Origin of the sequence: Bulleidia sp. HCP3S3_C9 (assembly GCF_052064035.1) — a bacterium.
Lineage (GTDB): Bacteria > Bacillota_I > Bacilli_A > Erysipelotrichales > Erysipelotrichaceae > Bulleidia.
Window position 1 is genome coordinate 54,905 of sequence record NZ_JBQHWJ010000004.1, and the last position, 21,690, is coordinate 76,594.

At 34.4% G+C, this 21,690-nt stretch carries 23 protein-coding genes; 16 read left to right on the forward strand and 7 right to left on the reverse strand.

What is annotated here, in order from left to right; translation table 11 throughout:
* Positions 1-30 precede the first annotated feature (30 nt).
* The 5 genes from ACTND6_RS01765 to ACTND6_RS01785 all read left to right on the forward strand — a co-directional run bounded on the left by ACTND6_RS01765 (position 31) and on the right by ACTND6_RS01785 (position 5,053).
* The gene (locus tag ACTND6_RS01765; RefSeq protein WP_441021338.1) at positions 31-1,659 is read left to right on the forward strand and encodes a DUF2130 domain-containing protein; all 1,629 of its coding nucleotides are present in this window, start codon (positions 31-33) and stop codon (positions 1,657-1,659) included.
* Complete coding sequence (locus tag ACTND6_RS01770) at positions 1,649-2,701, forward strand: hypothetical protein (RefSeq protein ID WP_441021334.1); 1,053 nt, start codon at positions 1,649-1,651, stop codon at positions 2,699-2,701. The genes ACTND6_RS01765 and ACTND6_RS01770 overlap by 11 nt, the downstream gene beginning before the upstream one ends.
* Positions 2,691-3,545 carry a Cof-type HAD-IIB family hydrolase gene (locus tag ACTND6_RS01775; protein WP_178176377.1) on the forward strand — a complete coding sequence of 285 codons (855 nt, stop codon included), beginning with the start codon at positions 2,691-2,693 and terminating at the stop codon, positions 3,543-3,545. Before ACTND6_RS01770 ends, ACTND6_RS01775 begins: the two co-directional genes overlap by 11 nt.
* 214 nt (positions 3,546-3,759) lie before the next feature.
* Positions 3,760-3,999, forward strand: coding sequence for a hypothetical protein (locus ACTND6_RS01780; protein WP_441021329.1), 240 nt, complete (start codon positions 3,760-3,762; stop codon positions 3,997-3,999).
* Entirely contained in the window at positions 3,962-5,053 is a 1,092-nt protein-coding gene (locus tag ACTND6_RS01785) for an IS4 family transposase (RefSeq protein WP_441021325.1), read from the forward strand. Before ACTND6_RS01780 ends, ACTND6_RS01785 begins: the two co-directional genes overlap by 38 nt.
* Before the next feature lie 202 nt (positions 5,054-5,255).
* On the opposite strand, the gene ACTND6_RS01790 is transcribed toward ACTND6_RS01785, so the two are convergent.
* Positions 5,256-6,383 carry a hypothetical protein gene (locus ACTND6_RS01790; RefSeq protein WP_441021323.1) on the reverse strand — a complete coding sequence of 376 codons (1,128 nt, stop codon included), beginning with the start codon at positions 6,381-6,383 and terminating at the stop codon, positions 5,256-5,258.
* Complete coding sequence (locus ACTND6_RS01795; protein WP_441021318.1) at positions 6,380-6,607, reverse strand: type II toxin-antitoxin system RelB/DinJ family antitoxin; 228 nt, start codon at positions 6,605-6,607, stop codon at positions 6,380-6,382. The genes ACTND6_RS01790 and ACTND6_RS01795 overlap by 4 nt, the downstream gene beginning before the upstream one ends.
* A gap of 127 nt (positions 6,608-6,734) precedes the next feature.
* Between ACTND6_RS01795 and ACTND6_RS01800 the strand changes: the two genes are divergently transcribed.
* From ACTND6_RS01800 to ACTND6_RS01810, 3 genes are all read left to right on the forward strand, one after another.
* Positions 6,735-7,400 carry a hypothetical protein gene (locus tag ACTND6_RS01800; RefSeq protein ID WP_441021316.1) on the forward strand — a complete coding sequence of 222 codons (666 nt, stop codon included), beginning with the start codon at positions 6,735-6,737 and terminating at the stop codon, positions 7,398-7,400.
* On the forward strand, positions 7,397-8,101 hold the full coding sequence (locus tag ACTND6_RS01805) for a YdcF family protein (protein WP_441021312.1): 705 nt from the start codon (positions 7,397-7,399) through the stop codon (positions 8,099-8,101). Before ACTND6_RS01800 ends, ACTND6_RS01805 begins: the two co-directional genes overlap by 4 nt.
* Positions 8,102-8,350: 249 nt before the next feature.
* On the forward strand, positions 8,351-9,115 hold the full coding sequence (locus ACTND6_RS01810; protein ID WP_320100475.1) for an HAD hydrolase family protein: 765 nt from the start codon (positions 8,351-8,353) through the stop codon (positions 9,113-9,115).
* Positions 9,116-9,152: 37 nt separating this feature from the next.
* Here ACTND6_RS01810 and ACTND6_RS01815 read toward each other — a convergent pair whose 3' ends face one another.
* Together ACTND6_RS01815 and ACTND6_RS01820 are read right to left on the reverse strand one after the other, a co-directional pair.
* A complete protein-coding gene (locus ACTND6_RS01815; protein WP_441021308.1) occupies positions 9,153-9,620 on the reverse strand; it encodes an SseB family protein in 468 nt (155 codons plus the stop codon).
* Positions 9,621-9,757: 137 nt separating this feature from the next.
* Positions 9,758-9,892, reverse strand: a complete 135-nt coding sequence (locus ACTND6_RS01820; RefSeq protein ID WP_441021304.1) for a hypothetical protein — start codon at positions 9,890-9,892, stop codon at positions 9,758-9,760.
* A gap of 253 nt (positions 9,893-10,145) precedes the next feature.
* On the opposite strand from ACTND6_RS01820, the gene ACTND6_RS01825 reads away from it, so the two are divergent.
* The 7 genes from ACTND6_RS01825 to ACTND6_RS01855 all read left to right on the forward strand — a co-directional run bounded on the left by ACTND6_RS01825 (position 10,146) and on the right by ACTND6_RS01855 (position 18,452).
* Positions 10,146-11,294 carry an anaerobic ribonucleoside-triphosphate reductase activating protein gene (locus tag ACTND6_RS01825; protein ID WP_441021302.1) on the forward strand — a complete coding sequence of 383 codons (1,149 nt, stop codon included), beginning with the start codon at positions 10,146-10,148 and terminating at the stop codon, positions 11,292-11,294.
* A 3-nt stretch (positions 11,295-11,297) separates the two neighbouring features.
* Positions 11,298-13,661: a ribonucleoside triphosphate reductase gene (locus ACTND6_RS01830; protein WP_441021300.1), complete on the forward strand. Its 2,364-nt coding sequence runs from the start codon at positions 11,298-11,300 to the stop codon at positions 13,659-13,661.
* Between the two features lie 50 nt (positions 13,662-13,711).
* A complete protein-coding gene (locus tag ACTND6_RS01835; RefSeq protein WP_441021297.1) occupies positions 13,712-14,383 on the forward strand; it encodes a response regulator transcription factor in 672 nt (223 codons plus the stop codon).
* Complete coding sequence (locus tag ACTND6_RS01840; protein ID WP_441021295.1) at positions 14,380-15,360, forward strand: sensor histidine kinase; 981 nt, start codon at positions 14,380-14,382, stop codon at positions 15,358-15,360. The genes ACTND6_RS01835 and ACTND6_RS01840 overlap by 4 nt, the downstream gene beginning before the upstream one ends.
* A gap of 80 nt (positions 15,361-15,440) precedes the next feature.
* Positions 15,441-16,196, forward strand: coding sequence for an ABC transporter ATP-binding protein (locus ACTND6_RS01845; RefSeq protein ID WP_441021292.1), 756 nt, complete (start codon positions 15,441-15,443; stop codon positions 16,194-16,196).
* 4 nt (positions 16,197-16,200) lie between these two features.
* Positions 16,201-18,156, forward strand: coding sequence for an FtsX-like permease family protein (locus ACTND6_RS01850; protein ID WP_441021289.1), 1,956 nt, complete (start codon positions 16,201-16,203; stop codon positions 18,154-18,156).
* An 8-nt stretch (positions 18,157-18,164) separates the two neighbouring features.
* Entirely contained in the window at positions 18,165-18,452 is a 288-nt protein-coding gene (locus ACTND6_RS01855) for a winged helix-turn-helix domain-containing protein (RefSeq protein ID WP_441021287.1), read from the forward strand.
* Here the strand turns inward: ACTND6_RS01855 and ACTND6_RS01860 are convergent.
* Both ACTND6_RS01860 and ACTND6_RS01865 read right to left on the reverse strand, forming a co-directional pair.
* Positions 18,437-19,219, reverse strand: a complete 783-nt coding sequence (locus tag ACTND6_RS01860; RefSeq protein ID WP_441045037.1) for an endonuclease/exonuclease/phosphatase family protein — start codon at positions 19,217-19,219, stop codon at positions 18,437-18,439. The two genes, ACTND6_RS01855 and ACTND6_RS01860, sit on opposite strands and share 16 nt — an antisense overlap.
* The gene (locus tag ACTND6_RS01865; protein WP_441021283.1) at positions 19,197-19,820 is read right to left on the reverse strand and encodes a Crp/Fnr family transcriptional regulator; all 624 of its coding nucleotides are present in this window, start codon (positions 19,818-19,820) and stop codon (positions 19,197-19,199) included. Before ACTND6_RS01865 ends, ACTND6_RS01860 begins: the two co-directional genes overlap by 23 nt.
* 65 nt (positions 19,821-19,885) lie before the next feature.
* Between ACTND6_RS01865 and ACTND6_RS01870 the strand changes: the two genes are divergently transcribed.
* Positions 19,886-21,217, forward strand: coding sequence for an MATE family efflux transporter (locus tag ACTND6_RS01870; protein WP_441021281.1), 1,332 nt, complete (start codon positions 19,886-19,888; stop codon positions 21,215-21,217).
* Between the two features lie 20 nt (positions 21,218-21,237).
* Here ACTND6_RS01870 and ACTND6_RS01875 read toward each other — a convergent pair whose 3' ends face one another.
* Positions 21,238-21,549, reverse strand: coding sequence for a hypothetical protein (locus ACTND6_RS01875; protein WP_441021279.1), 312 nt, complete (start codon positions 21,547-21,549; stop codon positions 21,238-21,240).
* Positions 21,550-21,690 lie beyond the last annotated feature (141 nt).

Here is a 21,690-nt window from a genome sequence, read left to right on the forward strand (position 1 = left end):
ATAATATTACCACGGAAAGTGAGATGTTTTATGAATCAGATCAAATGCCCACATTGTGGAACTGTATTTACAATTAATGAAGCAGACTATAGCTCCATCGTATCTCAAATCAAAGATCATGTATTTGAAGAAGAATTACAAAGAAGAGAAAAAGAAATTCAAGATAAATTGAAAATCCAGAATGATCTGGATGCATCTAAGCTTCAACAACAATTTCAAACGGAAATGGATCAGAAGCAAAAAGAAATTGATACATTGAATCATTCTTTAAAACTGCAGGAAACAGAGTATGAAGCAAAGATCCAGGCAAGCAGGGAAGAAAAGAAAACTGCTGTACAGTCTGCATCAATTGATTTAGAAAAGCAGCTTCAGGAAAAAGAAAATGAATTAATTGCTTTAAAGGGACAGATTGAAAAAAATGATTCAGAAAAACAGCTGGCAGTACAACAGGCTATTGCAGAAGTAAATGAAAAAAAGAATTCTGAAATTCTTAATATGCAGAAACAGCTGGATGCATTGAATCATTCTTTAAAGCTGCAGGAAACAGAGTATGAAGCAAAGATACAGGCAAGTATAGAAGAAAAGAAGGCTGCGGTGCAGTCTGCCTCGATTGATTTAGAGAAACAACTCCATGAAAAAGAAAATGAATTGATTGCTTTGAAAGGTCAGATTGAAAAAAGTGATACAGAAAAGCAGTTGGCAGTGCAGCAGGCAATCTCAGAAACAAATGAAAAAAAGAATTCTGAAATTCGTGATATACAGAAAGAATTAGATACTGTTAAGAATGAATCTATTGTGAAGAGTGAAACAATGCGCACACAATATGATGCAATGGTAAAAAGCAAAGATCGAGAGATTGCGGATCAGAAAGCTCTTGTTGAACAATACAAAGATTTCAAAGTGCGTTTATCTACAAAAATGATTGGTGAAACTTTGGAACAACATTGTTCCTATGAATTTAATAAGAATCGTATGGGAATGTTTCCACATGCGTATTTTGAAAAAGATAATGATGCAAGAACTGGGTCAAAAGGTGATTTTATTTTCCGTGATTTTGATGATGAAGGAACGGAAATCATTTCCATTATGTTTGAAATGAAGAATGAAAATGAAACGACTTCTACAAAACATAAGAACGAAGATTTCCTGAAAGAACTGGATAAAGATCGTAGAGAAAAGAAGTGTGAATATGCGGTTCTTTGTACGATGCTGGAAGCAGACAACGATTTATACAATGAAGGTATTGTTGATGTATCGTATCGTTACCCAAAGATGTATGTCATTCGTCCGCAGTTCTTTATTCCAATCATAACGTTATTAAGAAATGCGGCAATGAATGCATTAGATTACAAGAAGCAATTGCTTGTAGAAAAGAATAACAATCTGGATTTATCTAATTTTGAAGATAACATGAATAAGTTTAAAGATGCATTTGGAAAGAATTATGCATCTGCTTCTAAAAAGTTTAATGAAGCAATTGATGAAATTGATAAGTCAATTACGCATCTGCAAAAGATTAAAGATGCTTTAACATCCAGTGATCGTCAATTACGACTGGCAAATGATAAAGCACAGGATCTAACAATTCGAAAATTAACAAAGAATGCACCAAGTGTAAAACAGAAGCTGGATGAGGTGAGAAAACAGAATGCAGAATAAGTGGGTCAAAATGATTCTGGATGCATTTTTATCTTTATTGCCTTTATTGTTTCTATATGGTGTTGTTGTGAATGTAGCGATGTTTTATCAAGGAATAACATCCAGCTGGATAATGTTATTCACAATGATGACTTGCAGCAGTGCTTTGCTTTTACGTGTTCTTTTACAATATTTGTTCTGTGAAAAAGGATTGGATTACGAAAAAAAGATAATTGCGACAATAATACTTGGAATCTTTGGATTGGTTCTGGATATTCGTGTTGGGCTGTTTCTTTTGGCATGTAATGGATTGGATTGCTTTCTGTATCAGAAAAAGAAACAAGATCTATGTACGATGATATTTGCGTGTGTAACGGTTGCTTTCTGTAATTATGCATTTACAAAAGGATGGATCAATATTACTCAGTATATGTTTTATCTGTTTACAGAAATAGAATATGTATGCATGTATAAAGTTCATGAAATTGATATTTCAAATAAAGAAATACAACATTCCTGTAAAAAACTAGTCTTATCTACGTGTTTGAATATGATGAGAAATATATGTATGTTTTCTACGTTTAAGATTGCATGTAGATCTATGATTCATATCTTCCATGAAGATGCATTGTTTCCACAAAATAGAATGTACGTGTATCTTTTAATCATTAGTATTGTCTGGCTCATTACATCATACTTTCAAGAAAAAATGAAACTTAGAAATGCGCTTTCACAAAGAATCAGTATTCTAATCAGTATCTGTATTTTTGGATGTATGATGATGCAATCTTCTTTGATTGTATGCAGCTTATTTCTGATGGGTGGATTTGCGGCTGCTGCAGTAGAAATATTGCTTGGTATGTATGGAAAACAGATGAATCATTATAGTATTGCACATGTATTTGTGCTTGTGATTCTGCTGGGAAGCAGGGCTGTCTATGATGGTATCTATGTAAATTATAGTGTAATATTGATAAGCATATATATGATAGAAGCATATGCTTGTATGTATATTACAATGACATATGAAAAGGATGTAGAGGAAAAGGAAAATGGCAATTAAGGCAATATTATTAGACATTGATGGAACGCTTACAAATCACAAAAAAGAAATTACTCCAGAAACAAAAAAAGCTTTGATGAATGCGCAGGAATATGGTATTCGCTTAGTTATTGCGAGTGGCAGACCCGCAAAAGGAATCTTCCAGTATGGTGATCAACTGGATATGAAATATCATAATGGATTATTTGTTTGTTACAACGGTGCTAGAGTTGTGGATTGTCAGACAGGTGAAGTGTATGTCAATGTCACAATTGATAAAGACACAACAAAACAAGTATTAAATCATATGAAGGAATTTGATGTTCGTCCAATTATTACACATGGATCTCATATGGTTGTTGAAGATGTGTATAACGGTATGGTAAAAGATGGTGACCGTGAATTCAATGTTATTGAATATGAATCACGTATGAATGGCTATAAGTTAATGGAAGTTGAAGATCTGGAATCTTTTGTGGATGGACCAGTCAATAAGATCTTAACGGCAGGTGATTCTGATTACTTGCAGGCACACTATAAAGAAATGGCTGCACCATTTGCAGGTAAGCTGTCTATGATGTTCACTGCGAATTTCTACTATGAATTTACAGCACTTGGTGTAGACAAAGGAAAAGCATTGGCAATGGCGATGGAAAAATTAGGAATCAAACCTGAAGAATGTATTGCATTTGGGGATGCAGAAAATGATATTTCTATGCTGAAGTTTGCGGGTATTGGTGTAGCAATGGGAAATGCACAACAACCTGTGAAAGATATTGCTGATGAAATTACAGATGATAATGAACATGATGGAATTGCAAAGTCTTTATACAAGCATATTCCACAATTACATACATTTGACTAAGAGACAGATTTATTCCAATGTCATTAAGTTAAGCAAAATCAATAATATAGGGTTTTACCTGGCAACAGGTAAGGCTCTTTTTTTGATGAAATATTTTTTCAGTTATGAATAAAGCACTCAAATTTACGCATAAATATGCAAAATAATGCTTGACAAGTCTGAAATCGGAATATTAAACATAATCCGAAGGAATTGTAGAGGAGGATTTTCACCTATGATTCCAGATAAGATTTTAAATGTTTTTAACCGTTCTATTAAAATGGTTTGTAACAACATCGCTTGTTACTGCAGTGATCCTGCCAGTGATTTTACGCGTAAGAGAAAACTTCCAGTTGAAACACTGATTCACTTTATTATCCAGATGCAGTCTAAAAGCTTGAATTCAGAGTTATGTGAATACTTCACAGACTTGAATTTTGCCTACTTCTTCTGCACTCTCTCAGCAAAGAGATAAACTCGATATCAGTGCCTTTCAAAGAATCATGTACTTGTTTGTAAATGCGTTTGATGACTATAAAACCTGGAAAGGATACCCTATTCTGGCTTGTGATGGTTCAGATGCAAATATTGCCTATGATGAAAAGGATGTAGATACTAAAAAACAGAATGGCAATAATAAACCATTCAGTCAGCTTCATATCAACGGACTGTATGACTGTATCAATCATGTTTTCTGGGATACAAGTATTGATACAGCTGCCAAGACTAGAGAATGTGCTGCTTTAATGGAAATGATCATGAAACATAACTATCCCATAAATTCGATTATTACAGCTGACAGAGGCTATGAAAAATACAATCTGATGGCGTGCTGCATAGAAAACAATCAGAAGTTTCTGGTCCGCACAAAAGATATCAATGTATACAGCTCCATTCTTTCGAACTTGAATTTACCAGATGAAGAATTCGATTTAAATGTCACTAAAATATTGACTCGTACACAAACAAATGAAACTAAAGCCAACAAGCAAAAATATACATTCATTTCTAACAAGTCTGAGTTTAATTATTTTGGTACAAAAGAGTTTTATAAAATGAGTCTAAGAGTTGTTCGCTTTAAAATTACAGATGACACCTATGAATGCCTGGTGACAAATCTGACGAGAGATGAATTTGATCTGACTGAACTGAAGAAGATGTATCACATGAGATGGGATATAGAAACAGCGTTTAAAGTGCTGAAATACATTATCGGAATGATTTCGTTTCATTCGAAAAAGCGTAATTTCATACAGCAGGAAATCTATTCGGCCATTCTGTTGCACTGTTTAACAAATATCATTGCTGACAGGATACAAATAGAACAGTCAGACAGAAGAAAACATAAATATAAAGTAAATATATCTACTGCCGTAACAAACATGAGACTCTGGCTAAGGAAATTAATTGGTACAGCAGAACTGATGAAAAGAATAAAAAAATATCTGGCCCCCGTAAGACCAGATAGAAAATATCAGCGCAATATGAAACCTAAATCAGTTGTTCCGTTCAATACAAAAGCATCATAGCGCTACACTGATTATATTTCATATTCAAGTCGCAGGCAAATTTTTCTAAAGTGAATCAATTTGCCTTTTTGTCATGCTTGAAAGCCATCAATTCTAATTGAAATGTGATAGAAACCCTGGATGTAGCTCTACATCCAGGGTTTACATGACAAATATTTTATTTTAATGACTTCTTATTTGCCTTAACTTAATGACATTGGATTTATTCTGTTTCTTTTTTTGTGATTGTATATTTAGAGCCATAGCCATCATATTTACATGCATGTGCTGTGTCAGATATAAACTGGTATGTTGTATCATCTGACTGCATAATATGACCTGTATAGGAAATATCAAATACGTAGTATTGTGGAAATGCATCTGTGTATGTATTTTGAATTGCATACGTGACTTCAATGCTGCCATCTTGTTGAATTGCATAGTTTTTGAGTGTTGGGTGATACGCGTTGATTTCTTCTTTTCCAAAAGTATAGGATGGACAGGAAGCAAGTCCTTTTTCTACAGAAGGAATGAATGTGTTGAGAATTTCCTTATATGGCACATTGGTATTCATGACATTCATTGTAGAAGAATGTTGATAAGATATTTCTTTTGATGTTTGATTGTTTAAAATACGATAGCCTTGTTTTATTAATTTCTGCAAATCGAAAGATATAGATACAGCGATTGAGGATGATGAATCAACAGTATAAGAATACTGGATACCTAGGTCGGTAAATGTTTTTTCTGGATGCAATGTAATGTGTTCTACACCATCTGTATTACTAGTTTCAATCTGGAGCTGTTCAAATGGATCAATGGTCGTGATATTTGATAAACCAGTAACTGTATAAGATCTAGAAGTATCTTTAAGATTATATTTTGCTTCTTTTGCGGCTTGCACGTCGAATTTACATGCGTATTGAATCACTGTTCCATTTGATAAATGATCTTTTATAGAAAATGAGCAGTCAATGGATTGAATGAGAGTTCTTAAAGCTTTTGTATCTTTACGATGTCTTTCCTGGTTTCGTAGTTCTTTTTTTAAGGAAGAGAGTGCTTTCTTTTCAGGATGGAAAGAAGAAGGTATTTCTCCTTCTCCATTGATTCCTGTTAAAATCAATGTCTGATTTTGTAGAAGCGATAAATTGATACCATAATGAGAAATATAGAAAGCGCGTAAAGCAAGGGTGAGTGAAATCAATAATGCTAGAAAGATACCAATCTTAGAGACAAACGGAAAAACGATCCGCATTGGATCTTTTACTTTCTGATTGTAATCTTGATCTTCTATGACAGGAAGTTCTACTGTATCGTCAAGATCGATGTTTCTTCTAGTCTTGTCTTTCATTCGTCCTTCATTGTATTGAGTAGTTCTACGAGTTGTTTCTTTGTTAATGATTTTTCTTGTGTATGTTGTGTTCCTATTTCGAATGGAATCTTTTTTTCGCGTACGACTGCACGTGCAAAGATATTAAAAGCAGTGGTAGCATTCATTCCCATATCTTCCACTAAAGCATCGAATTCTTTTTTCAACTGTGCATCCATACGAATTGAAAATGTCTGTTGTGCCATAAAGAAACTCCTTTCATGTTCTATTTTATATAAAAATGAACATAAATGAAATAATAAAGAACATCAATGATTGCAGTTTTATTAAAAGATGGAAATCTTAAGAAAAACAGATAAACTAATACTAGATATGAAAACAAATGATTCTTTAAGAAAGACGATATTAAAAAATGCAAAAGACAACCGTATCTTTATGAGCTGGTTGATTTTTGAAGCATCTACATGGACAAATTATGGATTTGTCTTGTTGTATCTGGAAGAAGCAATCCGTTTGCATTCAATGTGGATGATGATTGTATCTATGTACTATGGAAGTATTGCATTGTTAAGAACACATTGGTCACACTTTACAAAAATGATCAATACACTTACCAATGAAGAAGAAAAAAAGCAGCTTCGTATCAATGGTGTGCGTTCCGTTGGACTGATGCTTGTTGGTTTGAATTTGATCTTTGGTATCTTTGTTTCTTTAGTGACACATGGAGAAGGATCGTTTCAATATAGTAAAGGTGTTTTTTATTTGATGATTCTATATGTAGGATTTGGATTCTGGGCTTCCTTAACAAATGCAATTCGAGATCGTGGAATTGGAATGATGTGGAACAGTTTGAGAATGATCAATCTTTCAGCCGCAATCACAGGTGTATTTATTTTGATTGCAGGATTTTATGATAATTATATTCTTGAAATGTCGACAAGAAATCTAGTATTAAGTATTACAGGAACATTTTCCTTTATGATTTTACTGTTATTGACAGTGCATACGCTATTGTTGTCAGATGGAGAAGAAAAATGATTTATTTTGGCTGTATATTATTGCTTTTTTATATTCTTCCATTGTTTTTAGGGTGTTCGTTTAATTTTGGAAATGTATTTGGTTTTATTTTGAGTGGTGCATGCATTCTATATGGAATGTTTGGAAATGTATATATTGGAATCTTTCTTTTGTTGAATGGAATCGTGATTGGTCTCACACTTTGTTTTATGTTTTCTGCGTGTTTTCAAAAATCAGAGAATGATGAAACAGTATTGATTCTTGGGTGTGGTTTGTATGGATCTAGACCATCAAGAGCATTGATGCAAAGAATGGATCGTGCAATTCAATATTTAAACATTTCACCTGTATCAAATGTCATTGTTTCTGGTGGACAAGGCAGAAATGAAGATATCAGTGAAGCAGAAGCTATGTATACGTATTTAATAGAACATGGAATTTCTAAAGAAAGAATTTATGTAGAAGATCAAAGTACAAATACAGAAGAGAACGTTCTGTTTTCTAAAAAAATCATTGAAGAAAACGGCCTTTCAAAAGAAATTGCGGTGAGTACACAGGAGTTTCATATGTATCGTGCATCCTTGTTAGTAAAGAGTGCGGGAATGTCATTTCATGCTTTATGTGCATGGAGTACATGGTATTCTATCCTTGTTTATTTTACACGTGAGGTGCTTGCGGTATGGAAGTGTTGGACTTGCAAAATGTGCAGAAATACGGTATAAAGTACTTGTACAGAATGATTGGAATCATTTGCCAGTCAGTTCAACATTCGTTAGGTTAATTTGCGGGAAACTGCTAATTACTCTTTGGAAGGAGGCCTATGAGTGCAGAGTGCCAGCTATCGCATCCGTGCGAACGGCATTCCGTGTATGCAAACATCATTAGCATTACAAAATAAGACGCAATTGTTTCATTCGCAATTGTGTTTTATTTTTGTATAATAGGACTTATAAAAAGAGGATTTAACTAGGATGAAAGTATTTGCGAGTGATTTTGATGGAACAATTCATTTTGTGGATGAAAAGATTGGTGGCTATTTTAAACAGGGAGATTTAAGAGCTATCAAGAAATTTCAGGAAAATGGAAATTTATTTGGTTTGTGCACCGGTAGACCACTATATGGGTTTGAAGGTGATGACATTGGCGGTCCTGAATGTGATTTTATTATCGCTTCTACGGGTGGAATCATTTCCAGGAAAGAAAATGGTTTGTTAAAGGTATTGCAGGAAGATACGATTACTACAGAACAAGTTGGTAAAATACAGGAACTTTGCGATGGAAGAGGTATCCTCTATATTCATGCAGACGGTCATGTATTTACATTGTTTGAAAGAAGACCAGGTTATGATTCACAAGTTGTTTTAGAGCATCTTGAAGATCTCAATGGAAAACATGTGACTGCAATTTCTGTATGGACACCAACATTAGAAATGGCTGAAACTTTAACATATGAAATCAATAAGAAGTTTCCTGAGGAAATGGATGCATACCAGAATGTGAACTGGTTAGATGCAGTACATCATGGTGTATCTAAAGGCAGTGGCATCAAGCAGGCAAAGAAGATTTTCAAGGCAGATATGATTGCAGGAATTGGAGATTCTTTTAATGATATTCCTTCTTTAGATGCTGCGGATGTTGCTTTTACATTCCATCGTTGTGATGAACGTGTCAAGCAGCATGCAGACTACATTGTTGATTCTGTGGAACAGGCAATCGCAATTTTTGAAAAACTATAATGAAAAGGGGAGCACATTGCTCCCTTTTATGCTTTTATCATGAGAATTTTGTTTGATCTTCTTGTACGGTTATAAGATTTTGCAATAGAAGCCTATGTAAGAGTAAATCATCTACCATAGGATTTACAACGGCAGCTGCGATTTTTTTGTTTAAATCTAAGAACGTAAGGAGTTCTTTCTTTGTGAATACGTAGATCATTTCACCTTTGTTTAACTTAGGCTTAAATTTGTTGAGTAATGCAACGGAAGAAAATACAGGAAAGTATCTTTCACCGTCGCTGCCTTCCATCATGTCAGCTTTTTCAATTTCGGAACAGGCAAGTAATTCTTCATCTTTTTTTGGATAGATTGCCGCAAAGAAGATGACGTCACCACTCATAAATAAAGTTAGATCCTGCAGAACTTTATTAAGCCCTTCTTGTGAAAGCGGGGCTTTTCTTTTGTTTAATAATGCATCTAGCTGTGCATCATTTTCTGGCTGGTATGTATTTGTGTATTTTTTCATGTTATTTTTCTCCAAGGAATATTCTAATAGATAGAAAAGAAAAATGCATCTAATCTTAGATGCATTGTATAAAATTCCATTTTTGGAATTGTTTTGTTTGATCGATTGAAGAAAAACAATGATCTTCATTGTTTCTATCAATAACGGCTGTAATTTGTAATAACGATGTAACCCATGTCAGCTTCGTTAGCTAAGCGTGCATAACCTTTATCATCTGTAAATTCAATAACTGTGCCGCCATCGATCGTCAAATACTCAATACGATGACTCATTTTTGATATCCTCCTTTCTTTGTTGTATAGGTTATACATGAGAAAAAAAGTAAAATCAAGTGAGATAACCAAAATTTTTCACAAAATTCACAAAAGTTATTACTATCCTTAATAACGGACAGTGTAAAAAGGGTTCCTGGATACAATAGAAAACAGAAAGGAGAGTTTTTCTAGTATTGTATTTGACACTTGTTATAGGTTCGATAGAATTATTGATAGAAGTTGGAAATCCAACCAATTGAAGAGTGAACGTATGGAAACAAATGAAAATTTTTTGTTGAATCTATCTATTTTGTATCGAAATATTATGAAATATTTTGATCATGTTTTAGCAAAATATGACATCGGTTCAGGGCAGATCATCTTTTTAACATTCATTAATGAAAATGAAGGATGTACGATGCAGGACGTAACACGTGTTTGTGAAGTGGATAAAGGAACAACCACAAAATCAATCAATCGTCTGATTGATCAGGGATATGTGATGGCAAGAAATGATGAACATGATCGTAGAAGCAAGCGTTTATATACAACAAAAGAAGCGAATGTAGTGATGAATGCAATTTATCAATATCGAAATGAATGTCGAAAAATCGTTGGAAAAGATCTGGATTTTGATGCATTTAATGAAATGATGGCTGTTGTAACAGACAATGCAAGAAATGTACTGGAAGAAAGTGAAGATCTGTCGAGTTTGAAAATTGGTGGTTTATTGAAGACAACTTTACTGGATTATCCAGGAAAAGTTGCCTGTACGATTTTTACAAGTGGATGCAGCTATAAATGTCCATTTTGTCATAATCGTGATCTTGTGTATATTCCTGAAAACTATCAGTTTTTAGATGTTGATGAAATATTCCAGTTTCTAGACAAGCGTAAAAATATCCTGGATGGTGTCTGTATCAGTGGTGGAGAACCGTTAATGCAGGAAAAGCTGATTCCATTCTTGAAAGAAATCAAAAAAAGAGGCTACGAAATCAAGCTGGATGTGACAGGAAATTATTTGGATCGTTTGAAAGAAATTGTTGATGCAAAGCTTGTGGATTACATCGCAATGGATGTGAAGAATACAAAAGGGAAATATGCATTGACAGTTGGAAGTGAGTCAGAGAACTTCCCTGTGGAAAGTATTGATGCATGTATTTCCTTTATTCGTACATGTGGAATTCCATATGAATTTCGTACAACGATCGTTCGTGAATTGCATACAAAAGAAGATCTGATTGCAATGGCAAAGTGGCTGAAAGGTGTAGATGCCTGGTATCTGCAGCAGTTTCAGGATTCGCCAAATTGCATCCAGGAAGGTTTTCATTCCTACAATAAGCAGGAAATGTTAGAAATACTAGAAGCAGTGAAGCAATATGTTCCAAATGCTGAAGTTAGGGGTGTAAAAGAGGAATAGTCTATGTATCGAGTTATTAAACGTGATGGAAGTACAGTTCCATTTAATATTCAGAAGATTTCGAATGCAATCAAAAAAGCATTTATTGGATGTAAAAAGAATTATACAGATGATGTGATTGATTTGATTGCATTAAGAGTAACAAGTGATTTTGAAGCAAAGATCAAAGATGAAATGATCGATGTTGAAGATATTCAAGACAGTGTTGAAAAGGTATTGAGCGAAGTGGGATATGCGGATGTATCGAAAGCATATATCTTATATCGCAAGCAAAGAGAAAATGTGAGAAATATTTCCGCAACAACTTTAGACTATAAATCACTGGTAAATAGTTATTTGAATGCTTTGGATTGGAGAGTGAAGGAAAACAGTACCGTAACATATTCCATTGGTGGTTTGATTTTATCAAACTCTGGCGCAATCACTGCCAATTACTGGCTGTCCGAAGCATATGACGAAGAAATTGCGAATGCACATCGCAATGGAGATATTCATATTCATGATTTGAGTATGTTGAGCGGCTATTGTGCTGGATGGTCATTAAAGCAATTGTTATTAGAAGGTGTTGGCGGGGTGGAAGGCAAGATTACACGTGGGCCTGCGAAACACTTAGATACTTTGTGTGATCAGATGGTTAATTTCTTAGGTATCATGCAGAATGAATGGGCTGGTGCACAGGCATTTTCTTCCTTTGATACGTATCTGGCTCCTTTTGTAAAAGTAGATCATTTATCTTACAAGCAGGTAAAACAGGCAATCCAGACTTTTGTATATGGTGTGAATACACCAAGTCGCTGGGGTACACAGGCGCCATTCACAAATATCACGCTAGACTGGACAGTACCAGAAGATTTAAAGGATCTGCCCGCAATCATTGGTGGAAAGAATCAAGATTTTACCTATGGTGAATGTAAAAAAGAAATGGATATGATCAATAAGGCATTCATTGAAGTCATGATTGAAGGAGACTATGAAGGCAGAGGTTTTCAGTATCCAATTCCTACATATTCCATCACAAAGGATTTTGACTGGTCAGATACAGAAAATAATGAATTGTTGTTTGAAATGACTGCGAAGTATGGAACCCCCTATTTCTCTAACTATGTAAATTCCGATATGAAGCCAAGTGATATTCGATCTATGTGCTGCAGATTGAGGTTAGATCTTAGAGAATTGCGTAAAAAGAGTGGTGGATATTTTGGAAGTGGAGAATCTACAGGTTCTATTGGCGTGGTAACGATCAATCTGCCTCGTATTGCATATTTATCAAAGAATGCTGATGAATTCTATACAAGACTGGATGCAATGATGGATATCAGTGCGCGTTCATTAAAGATAAAACGTACAGTCATTACGAAATTATTGGACAATGGTCTGTATCCATATACAAAGAAATATCTTGGTACATTTGCACATCATTTTTCAACCATTGGTATTGTTGGTATGAATGAAGCGTGTCTGAATGCAAACTGGATCCAGAAAGATCTTTCCAGCGAAGCTTCACAGAGTTTTGCGAAAGATGTTTTAAATCATATGCGTGAAAGATTGAAAGACTATCAGGTGGAATATGGTGATCTTTACAATCTAGAAGCAACACCAGCAGAAAGTACTGCGTACCGTCTTGCAAAACATGATAAAGAAAAATATCCAGAAATTATTACGGCGAATCAAAGTGGAACACCATACTATACAAACAGTTCTCATTTACCAGTCAATTTCACAGAAGATGTATTTACAGCTTTGGATATTCAGGATGATTTACAGACATTTTATACATCTGGAACAGTATTCCATGCATTCTTAGGGGAAAGATTGTCTAGCTGGAGGAGTGCTTCTGCACTTGTAAGAAAGATTGCGGAAAACTATAAATTGCCTTATTACACACTTTCACCTACATACAGTATCTGTAAGAAAGATGGCTATTTGAATGGTGAAGTGTGGAAGTGTCCAAAGTGTGGTGGTGAAACGGAAGTGTATTCTAGAATTACGGGATATTATCGTCCTGTGAAAAACTGGAATGCTGGAAAGAATCAGGAATTTAAGGATCGTACTGTCTATGAGGTGAAAGGTGGTTTTTCACAAAAGAAGAAAGTAACACCTGTGAAAAAGAAAACTGTTTCTTCCATTCCTGTTGTGAGTGAAAATAATCTTTTGTTTACTACGAAAACATGTGCGAATTGTAAGATGATTCAGAAGCTGATGCATGAGAAAAAGATTCCTTATTTACTGGTGGATGGTGAAAATAATCCAAACCTTGTGAAGGAATTTGATGTAATGCAGGCACCTACACTTGTTGTGGTGAGTGATGTGGAAACAAAAGTATATGCGGGCGTGAATGAAATTTTAGCGTATATTCAAAAAAGTTAAGATTTTGAAGCTTGTCACAAGTGTTAAAATAAGTAAAACAAGGTAATGTTATGTACAAAATATTAATTATAGAAGATGATCAGGGAATTGCGGAAGGGATACAGACAAGATGTCAATCCTGGGGCTTTGAAGTGCAGTGTGTGAAAGACTTTAAAGATGTATTGCATACATTTGTATCCTTTCATCCTCATCTTGTATTGTTGGATATCACATTACCTTTTTATGATGGATTTTACTGGTGCAGTGAAATTCGTAAAATATCTAAAACACCAATTATCTTTATTTCATCAGCAACGGAACGCATGAATATGTTGATGGCAATGAATATGGGTGGAGATGATTTTGTCTGTAAGCCATTTGATATTGATGTATTGCTTGCGAAAATCCATGCATTACTGCGAAGAACGTATGATTTTTCAAATGAGAATACAGTACTGGAATTTCATGGAGCATTGATTGATACAGATAAGCAGGTTGTGATGTATCAATCGCAACAGATTGCGTTAAGCAAGAATGAATACCTGATTCTTATTTGTTTAGTGAAGAATAAAGGGAAAGTCGTTTCTAGAGAAAAACTGATGAATGCTTTGTGGCAGACGGATAGTTTTGTGGATGAAAATACATTGAGTGTCAATGTGAATCGTTTACGAAAGAAATTAGAAAATGCGGGAATGGATCATGTTATTGAAACAAAGTTTAAAGTTGGGTATATGATTGTATGAAATTATTGATGCAATATGTAAAACAGAATTTATCCTTGATTGTGGTATTTATTTGTATCTTTGTTTTACAGATGGTTTGTTATCGTTTGTATCAGATACCAATGAACTGCATTGTATATGTAGATGTGCTAAGTCTGTTGATTTTACTGGTGTTTGGAATGATTCGCTTTTTTCGAATGAAGAAAACATATGAACAGTTAACAAAAATCAATGATGCAGATATTGCAAGTGTAGTAGAGTATCCTTCCTTTGTGACAAAGATTGAAGAGGAACAATATCGAATCATTCAAATGCTGATTGCTTCGCATAGAAAACAAATGTCACTTTCAAACGAACAGCATCAACAGATGATGGACTATTATACGGTCTGGGTACATCAGATCAAAACACCAATTGCTTCTATGAAGCTGCAGCTGCAGAATGAAGATACCCCATTTTCTCACAGTATCGAAAGAGATCTATTTCGTATTGAGCAGTATGTAGATATGGTACTGACGTATCTTCGTTTAGATTCCACAAGTACAGACTACGTATTTAAAGAATATGATATTGATACAATCATGAGAAAAGTGATTCGTCGATTATCTGCTGAATTTATCGCAAAAAAACTGACATTGGATTTTCAACCATTACATATGAGAGTTGTAACGGATGAAAAATGGATTTCGTTTGTATTTGAACAGGTTTTAACAAATGCAATCAAATATACAAATGCAGGCAGTATTTCAATTTATGGAGTAGATGATGGTATCTGTATTGAAGATACAGGAATGGGTATCAAACAGGAAGATCTTCCTAGAATCTTTGAAAATGGTTATACAGGCTACAATGGCAGAGAAAATCAAAGAGCAACAGGTATTGGCTTGTATTTGTGTAAAAGAACATGTGATGCTTTGAATCACAAAATCAGTGTTCAATCTGTTGTGGATCAAGGGACATGCGTGAAAATTGAATTCTTACAAAACTGTAAGAAGTAATAAAGAATCTGTAAGAAGAATCGATAGAATACAGATTCTTTTCTTTCTAAACTAGAGTGTGTAAAAGGAGGACAATAAACATGCGTTTATTAGAAGTAAAAAGTGTTAAGAAAGTATACACATCACGCTTTGGTGGAAATAAAGTCATTGCATTAAATAATGTGAATTTCTCTGTGGATCATGGAGAATATGTTGCAATCATGGGAGAATCCGGTGCTGGTAAGACAACACTTTTGAATTTGCTTGCAACATTGGATAAAGCAAGTGAAGGTCAGATTCTTTTAAATGGAAAAGATCTTAGTCAAATGAATGAAAAAGAAGCTGCGAATTTTAGAAGAAAACATTTAGGTTTTGTATTCCAGGATTTTAATTTATTAGATACATTTTCATTGAGAGATAATATTTATCTTCCTCTTGTATTGAGTGGAAAAAATCACAAAGAATACGATGCTCTTTTAGAACCAATCGCAAAACAATTACATATTACAGATATCCTGGATAAATTTCCATATGAAGTATCCGGTGGACAAAAGCAAAGAGCTGCCGTTGCACGTGCTTTGATTACACATCCAGATATCCTGCTTGCAGATGAACCAACAGGTGCATTGGATTCAAAAAGTTCAAGTGAAATGCTGGAACAGTTTGAAGCAATCAACCGTATGGGACAGACAATCTTAATGGTTACGCATTCTACGTCTGCTGCGTCTCATGCAAAAAGAGTACTGTTTATTAAGGATGGTACAGTATTTCATCAAATCTATCGTGGAGATAAGAGTGAACAGGAAATGTATGAGAGTATCTCTCTTACATTGACACGTATACAGGCAGGAGAGTAAGCATATGAGATTCTTTTATCCTCGTCTTGCTTGTTTGAGTATTCAAAAGAATAAGCAGTATTATTTTCCATATATTCTGGCTGGAATTTTGATGTGTTCAATGACATATATCATGAATTTCCTGAATGTTTCAACAATTGTTTCCGGTATGAATGGCGGAGCAACAATGCAGACAATGTTTGGCTTTGGTATGATTGTTGTCTCTGTATTTTCAGCATTTTTCTTGTTTTATGCAAATTCTTTTCTTGTCAAAATAAGAGAAAAAGAACTGGGATTGTATGCCATTCTTGGAATGAATCGTGGAAATATCATTCGTCTTGTTTTGATTGAAAGCTTGCTTGTCATGTGCAGCGTCATTGCAGGTGGTTTGCTTCTTGGCGTTGTACTTAGCAAACTTGTTGAACTTGTATTGTTTACTTTGTGCCATGCGGAAGTGAGTACGGGCTTCTATTTTAACTTTGATTTGATTGCTAACGTAGCAGTATGGTTTGCTGGCATTTATATGATTTTGTTTGTATACAGTGCAATTCGTATTTGGGCAAAGAGTGCTTTACATTTGATGCACAGTACGTCCTATGGTGAAAAAGCACCAAAGGCGAATATGGTATTTGCTTTGATTGGTGTTGTTATCTTAGGTGCTGCCTACTATATGGCAGTAACGATTGAATCACCAATAAAAGCATTACAGACATTTTTTATCGCAGTTCTTCTTGTAATCATTGCTACGTATATCTTGTTTGCGGTTGGCTCTGTTGCCTTATGCAAAGTGCTGGAAAAAAATAAAAACTATTACTATAATCCAAATCATTTTGTATCCGTAGGAACAATGCGTTTCCGTATGAAAAGAAACGGTGCAGGTTTAGCTTCTATTTGTATCTTGATTACAATGGTTATGGTTGTTGCGTCTGTTTCCTTTTCTGCCTATACAGGGATACAGGATTCTGTGAATCGTGGATATCCAAAAGATGTTTTGATAGAAGTAGGAACATATAAAGATGTTGAACAATTACGTGATCTTTTTCAACAGTTTGTGCAAGAAAATAATGCACATATGGTAGATGGAAATTATGTGCATTATAGAGAACACATCTATGGAAGCTTCACAAAGAAAGGATATGCTTCCAGTAATACTCTCACTATGGATCGATTTGCAGTTATTGATTTAGATACATACAATCAATTAACAAAGCAGAATGAATCATTGAATGATGATGAATGTCTGCTTGTATCCAAATCCAATGTAGATTATCAAACATTTCAGCTGGATCAGAATCAACCGTTGAAAGTAAAGGAAATCGTAAAAGAATCACTGCTTCTAGATGCCAATACGATTACGGATACATCTGTAACACTTGTGATAAAAGATTTGGATATGTTGACATATCAAGAAGGAACACAAGATACATTATCTTATCTTGCGAATGTTGAAGATGGATATACGATAGATAGGGATGCATTGATTCAAAAAATTGGTTTTCTAATGAAAAACTTTGAAATGGCGAATACATTGGATTTTAGCTACATGTATGCTGTAGAGACAAAACAGGCGACATTAGAAGCGTATTATACGTTGTTTGGCGGTATCATTGTATTAGGTGGATTGTTATCGATTGTTTTCTTGGCATCTGCAGTTTTGATTATCTACTATAAGCAGATCGTAGAAGGTTTGGAAGATGCTGAGCGTTTTAGAGTATTACGTAAAGTTGGCATGGAAGATGCACAAATTAAAAAGACGATTAACGCACAGATTTTACTTGTCTTCTTTATGCCATTAGCATTAGCTGGTTTGCATTTGATTTGTGCGTATCCAATGATTTCGAAACTGATGGTGTTATTTACAATTACAGATATGACACTCATTAAGATTGTTACATGTATCACATTTGTGATGATTGGTGTATTCTATGGCATTGTATATAAATTGACATCTCATACGTACTACAAGATCATTCGTTCCTAGGTAATTGTATGAATTTCATGTTAGATAAAGATAAAAGAAATGTGGTAAGAAATGATAAAACATATCATCTCACCACAAAAGAATATGAAATATTAGAATGTCTGATGAATCATCCAAACAGGATTTTATCTGCTGAAGAATTGTATGCTTATATATGGAAAGAAGTTCCGTATGAATGTAAGCCAATTATATGCGTACATGTTCGTCATTTAAGAGAAAAGATTGAAGATGATCCATCTTTTCCTAAGAATATTCTTTCCTTTTATGGAAAAGGATATGCCTATGATCCTTCATGAGTCATTTGTGCAATGACTGGAAAATGGTCTGTTGGATATACAGAATCATATGGATATGTGATTTTTACAGCAGTTTGAACAGACAGGTTGTCTGAAACAAGGATGTGATCAATCGGAAGATGGTGATAACGCATGGAACCTACATCACCGCGTAATGTAGAACCGAATGAATCATCAATTAAATCTCTGAGATGTGTTCGATTTAATAATAGAAAAGCTGCAGAGAGTCTTGTACAGTTAAAATCTCCGCAAAGAAGCGTATAGTCACCTTTCTGATATTTCAGGATGATTTTAGAAAGTACTTTTGACTGTTGGGTGCGAACAAATGGAAAGTTGGCATCAAGATGGGTATTAAATACAGTCAATGTCTGATTTGTCTTGTTGTCTTTTAAATATACATATGTAACAATACGTGGAAATTGAGAGAAGGGATATTTTGATCCCTTCTTTTCTTCTTCTCTAGAAAGCCATAAAGTTTTGCCATCAAGAAATGTATATCTATCTTTTTTGAAAAGAATAGAAGAATATTCATTACTGACAAGAGAATGTCTGGAATCACCAAAGATTTCATAGCGCTCTAAGATATTTGACATATATGGAAACATGCCTGCGGTTAACTCCTGTACGCCAATAATATCTGGATCATATTCTTGCAGCATAGATTGAATTGCATGGATACGGATGCTGAAGGGAGGATTTCCTGGTAAACGCGCTCCACTTGTCAATAAATTTAAACTCATAATTTTAAATGCATGATTGTTTGACATAAATACCTTTTTTGACCTTTACTATAATGCCTTCATCAACAAGTTTTTTGAGAATTCTCTGTAGCTGTCTTCTGGAGGCATTGATATGATTTGCACATTGTTCAACGCCACAGATCATATTATCTTTTGTTTCGTATTCTAAATAATATAGCACTTTAGAACGAATGTCTGTTGTTTCAAATTTTGAATTGGCAATGAATGTTGTTTTTTCTGAGACGCTTTGTAGAAGAAAGAAAAGAAGATCTGGATCTTTTTTGATTTGATCGCGTGTAGTGGATAAATCAATACTTAGCATATAACAAGGTGTAAGTGTTTCGATGAGATACTGCTTTGTTGAGTTTTGCGTAAATTCAATATCTCCGAAACATACGAGTGGATCTGTTTTAGAAATCTGAGAAACAGAACCATCGATACGTATTGTTGAAATAGAAGTAGAACCAGAGACTAAAAATAATAGAAAATTTCTGGGGTTCAGTTTCTCATTTAATATTTCATGTGCTTGAAAATGATACAAATCTAATGGATAGTTTTTTAATAATGCATTTAATTTGTATTGTTCAAGATATTTTCTGATTTTTGAAATGTTATCAATTTTTTTCATAGAATGTGACACATGACACATTAAAATTATAAATCAAATGATAAAATCTTGGAACGAGGTGAAATATGGAAAATGAATTATTTGAAAAAATGCCAATCCAGAAAGCATATATGAAATTAGCATTGCCTGTTGTTTTCTCTAGTGTTTTAGCACTTGTTTACAACATGGTAGATATGTTTTTTGTGGCAAAAACAGGAGATACAAATTTAGTTGCGGGAGTTACGCTATGTGGACCAGTCTTCACATTATTGATTGCGATGGGAGATATTTTTGGTCTTGGCGGAGCAAGTGTCATTTCGAGATTGTTTGGAATGAAGAAAAATGAAGATGGAAAGAGATTGTCTGTGTTTTGCCTGGATGGATGCTTTATCTTTGGAATATTGATTGCAATATTGCTGCTTGTATTTAAGATGCCAATCTTAACACTGCTTGGAGCAAGTACAGAGACATTTGTACATGCCAGCAGCTATTATTTCTGGATTGCTTTAGGTTCTCCATTTGTAATCTTAGCTTTAGCACCAACAAATCTGTTGCGTACAGAAGGGCATGCAACTGCCGCCATGATTGGTTCTGTGACGGGTTCTATTGTGAATATGATCCTAGATCCAGTATTTATTTTTGGCTTACATATGGGTGCTGGTGGTGCAGCAATCGCAACCGTTATTGGCAATATCTGTGCAGATATCTTTTATATCTATTTTATTTGTAAAAAGAGTCAATGGTTAAGTATGAAACTCAGTGGTTTTTATATTCATGCAGGTGAAGTGAAACAGATCCTTTCAATTGGAATCCCTAGTTCCATAACAAATGTGATGCAAAGTATTGGGGTGATGTTGTTGAATAACTTTTTGCTGCCATATGGAAATGATAAGATTGCATCATTTGGTATCGTATCTAAGATTACAATGATTGTTGTGATGATCATGGTTGGTTTTGCTTTTGGCGGACAACCATTATATGGATATTTGTATGGTGCAAAATTACAGAAGAGAATGAAAGAATGCATGAAATATGCGTATCAATTGATTATTGGAATTTCTGCGACTTTATCGATTGTGTTATCTATCTTTGCACCATTTATGATTTCTATTTTTATGAATGATGCGGTAATGATTGCTGCAGGTGCACCAATGTTGCGTGCAGTACTGCTTGGTATGCCGTTTATTGGATTTGTGATGGTAACGACATGTGTATTCCAGTCCTGTGGAAAACCAGCACAGGCATTGATCCTAAGTGCAGGCAGACAAGGTATATTCTATGCAATTCTAATCTTTATCTTACATGCATTGTTTGGATATACAGGTGTTATCTATGCACAGGCAGCTTCAGATATCTTTACTGCGATCGTTGCGTATCTGTTATTGAAAAATACATTATTAAAAGAATTGAATGCATAAAAAAAGATGAACGATATTGTTCATCTTCGATAGGAAACATGTGCATGAAATGCTTCATATTTTTTTTCGCCAGGCTGATGAATTTTTCCTCCATCAAATACCTGACCGTCATATAGAACACGAATCATAATGACTTTGCCAAAAGGTAAAGAACGAATCAGATTTTTTGTGTAGCGAAGAAGATTGCCATGATCGCCATGATCTTCTACTTCGTACGTGATTTCACAGTTGGAAATATTACATACATATTTGTATGTAACTTCTTCGTTGTTTTCTAGTAAATTACAGATTTCATCTAGCTTTGTAGATGTAGCTACGTTTATTTTTGTCATGCATTAATTATAGAATAAAAATTATGAAAAAATAGGCTATATTAGCAAAATGGTGAATTCAAGAAATAGAATAAATGAAAAGATCATCTTTCTTCATGTCAGCAATACGGAAGAAATCTGTGATCTGATGCATTCTTTTCT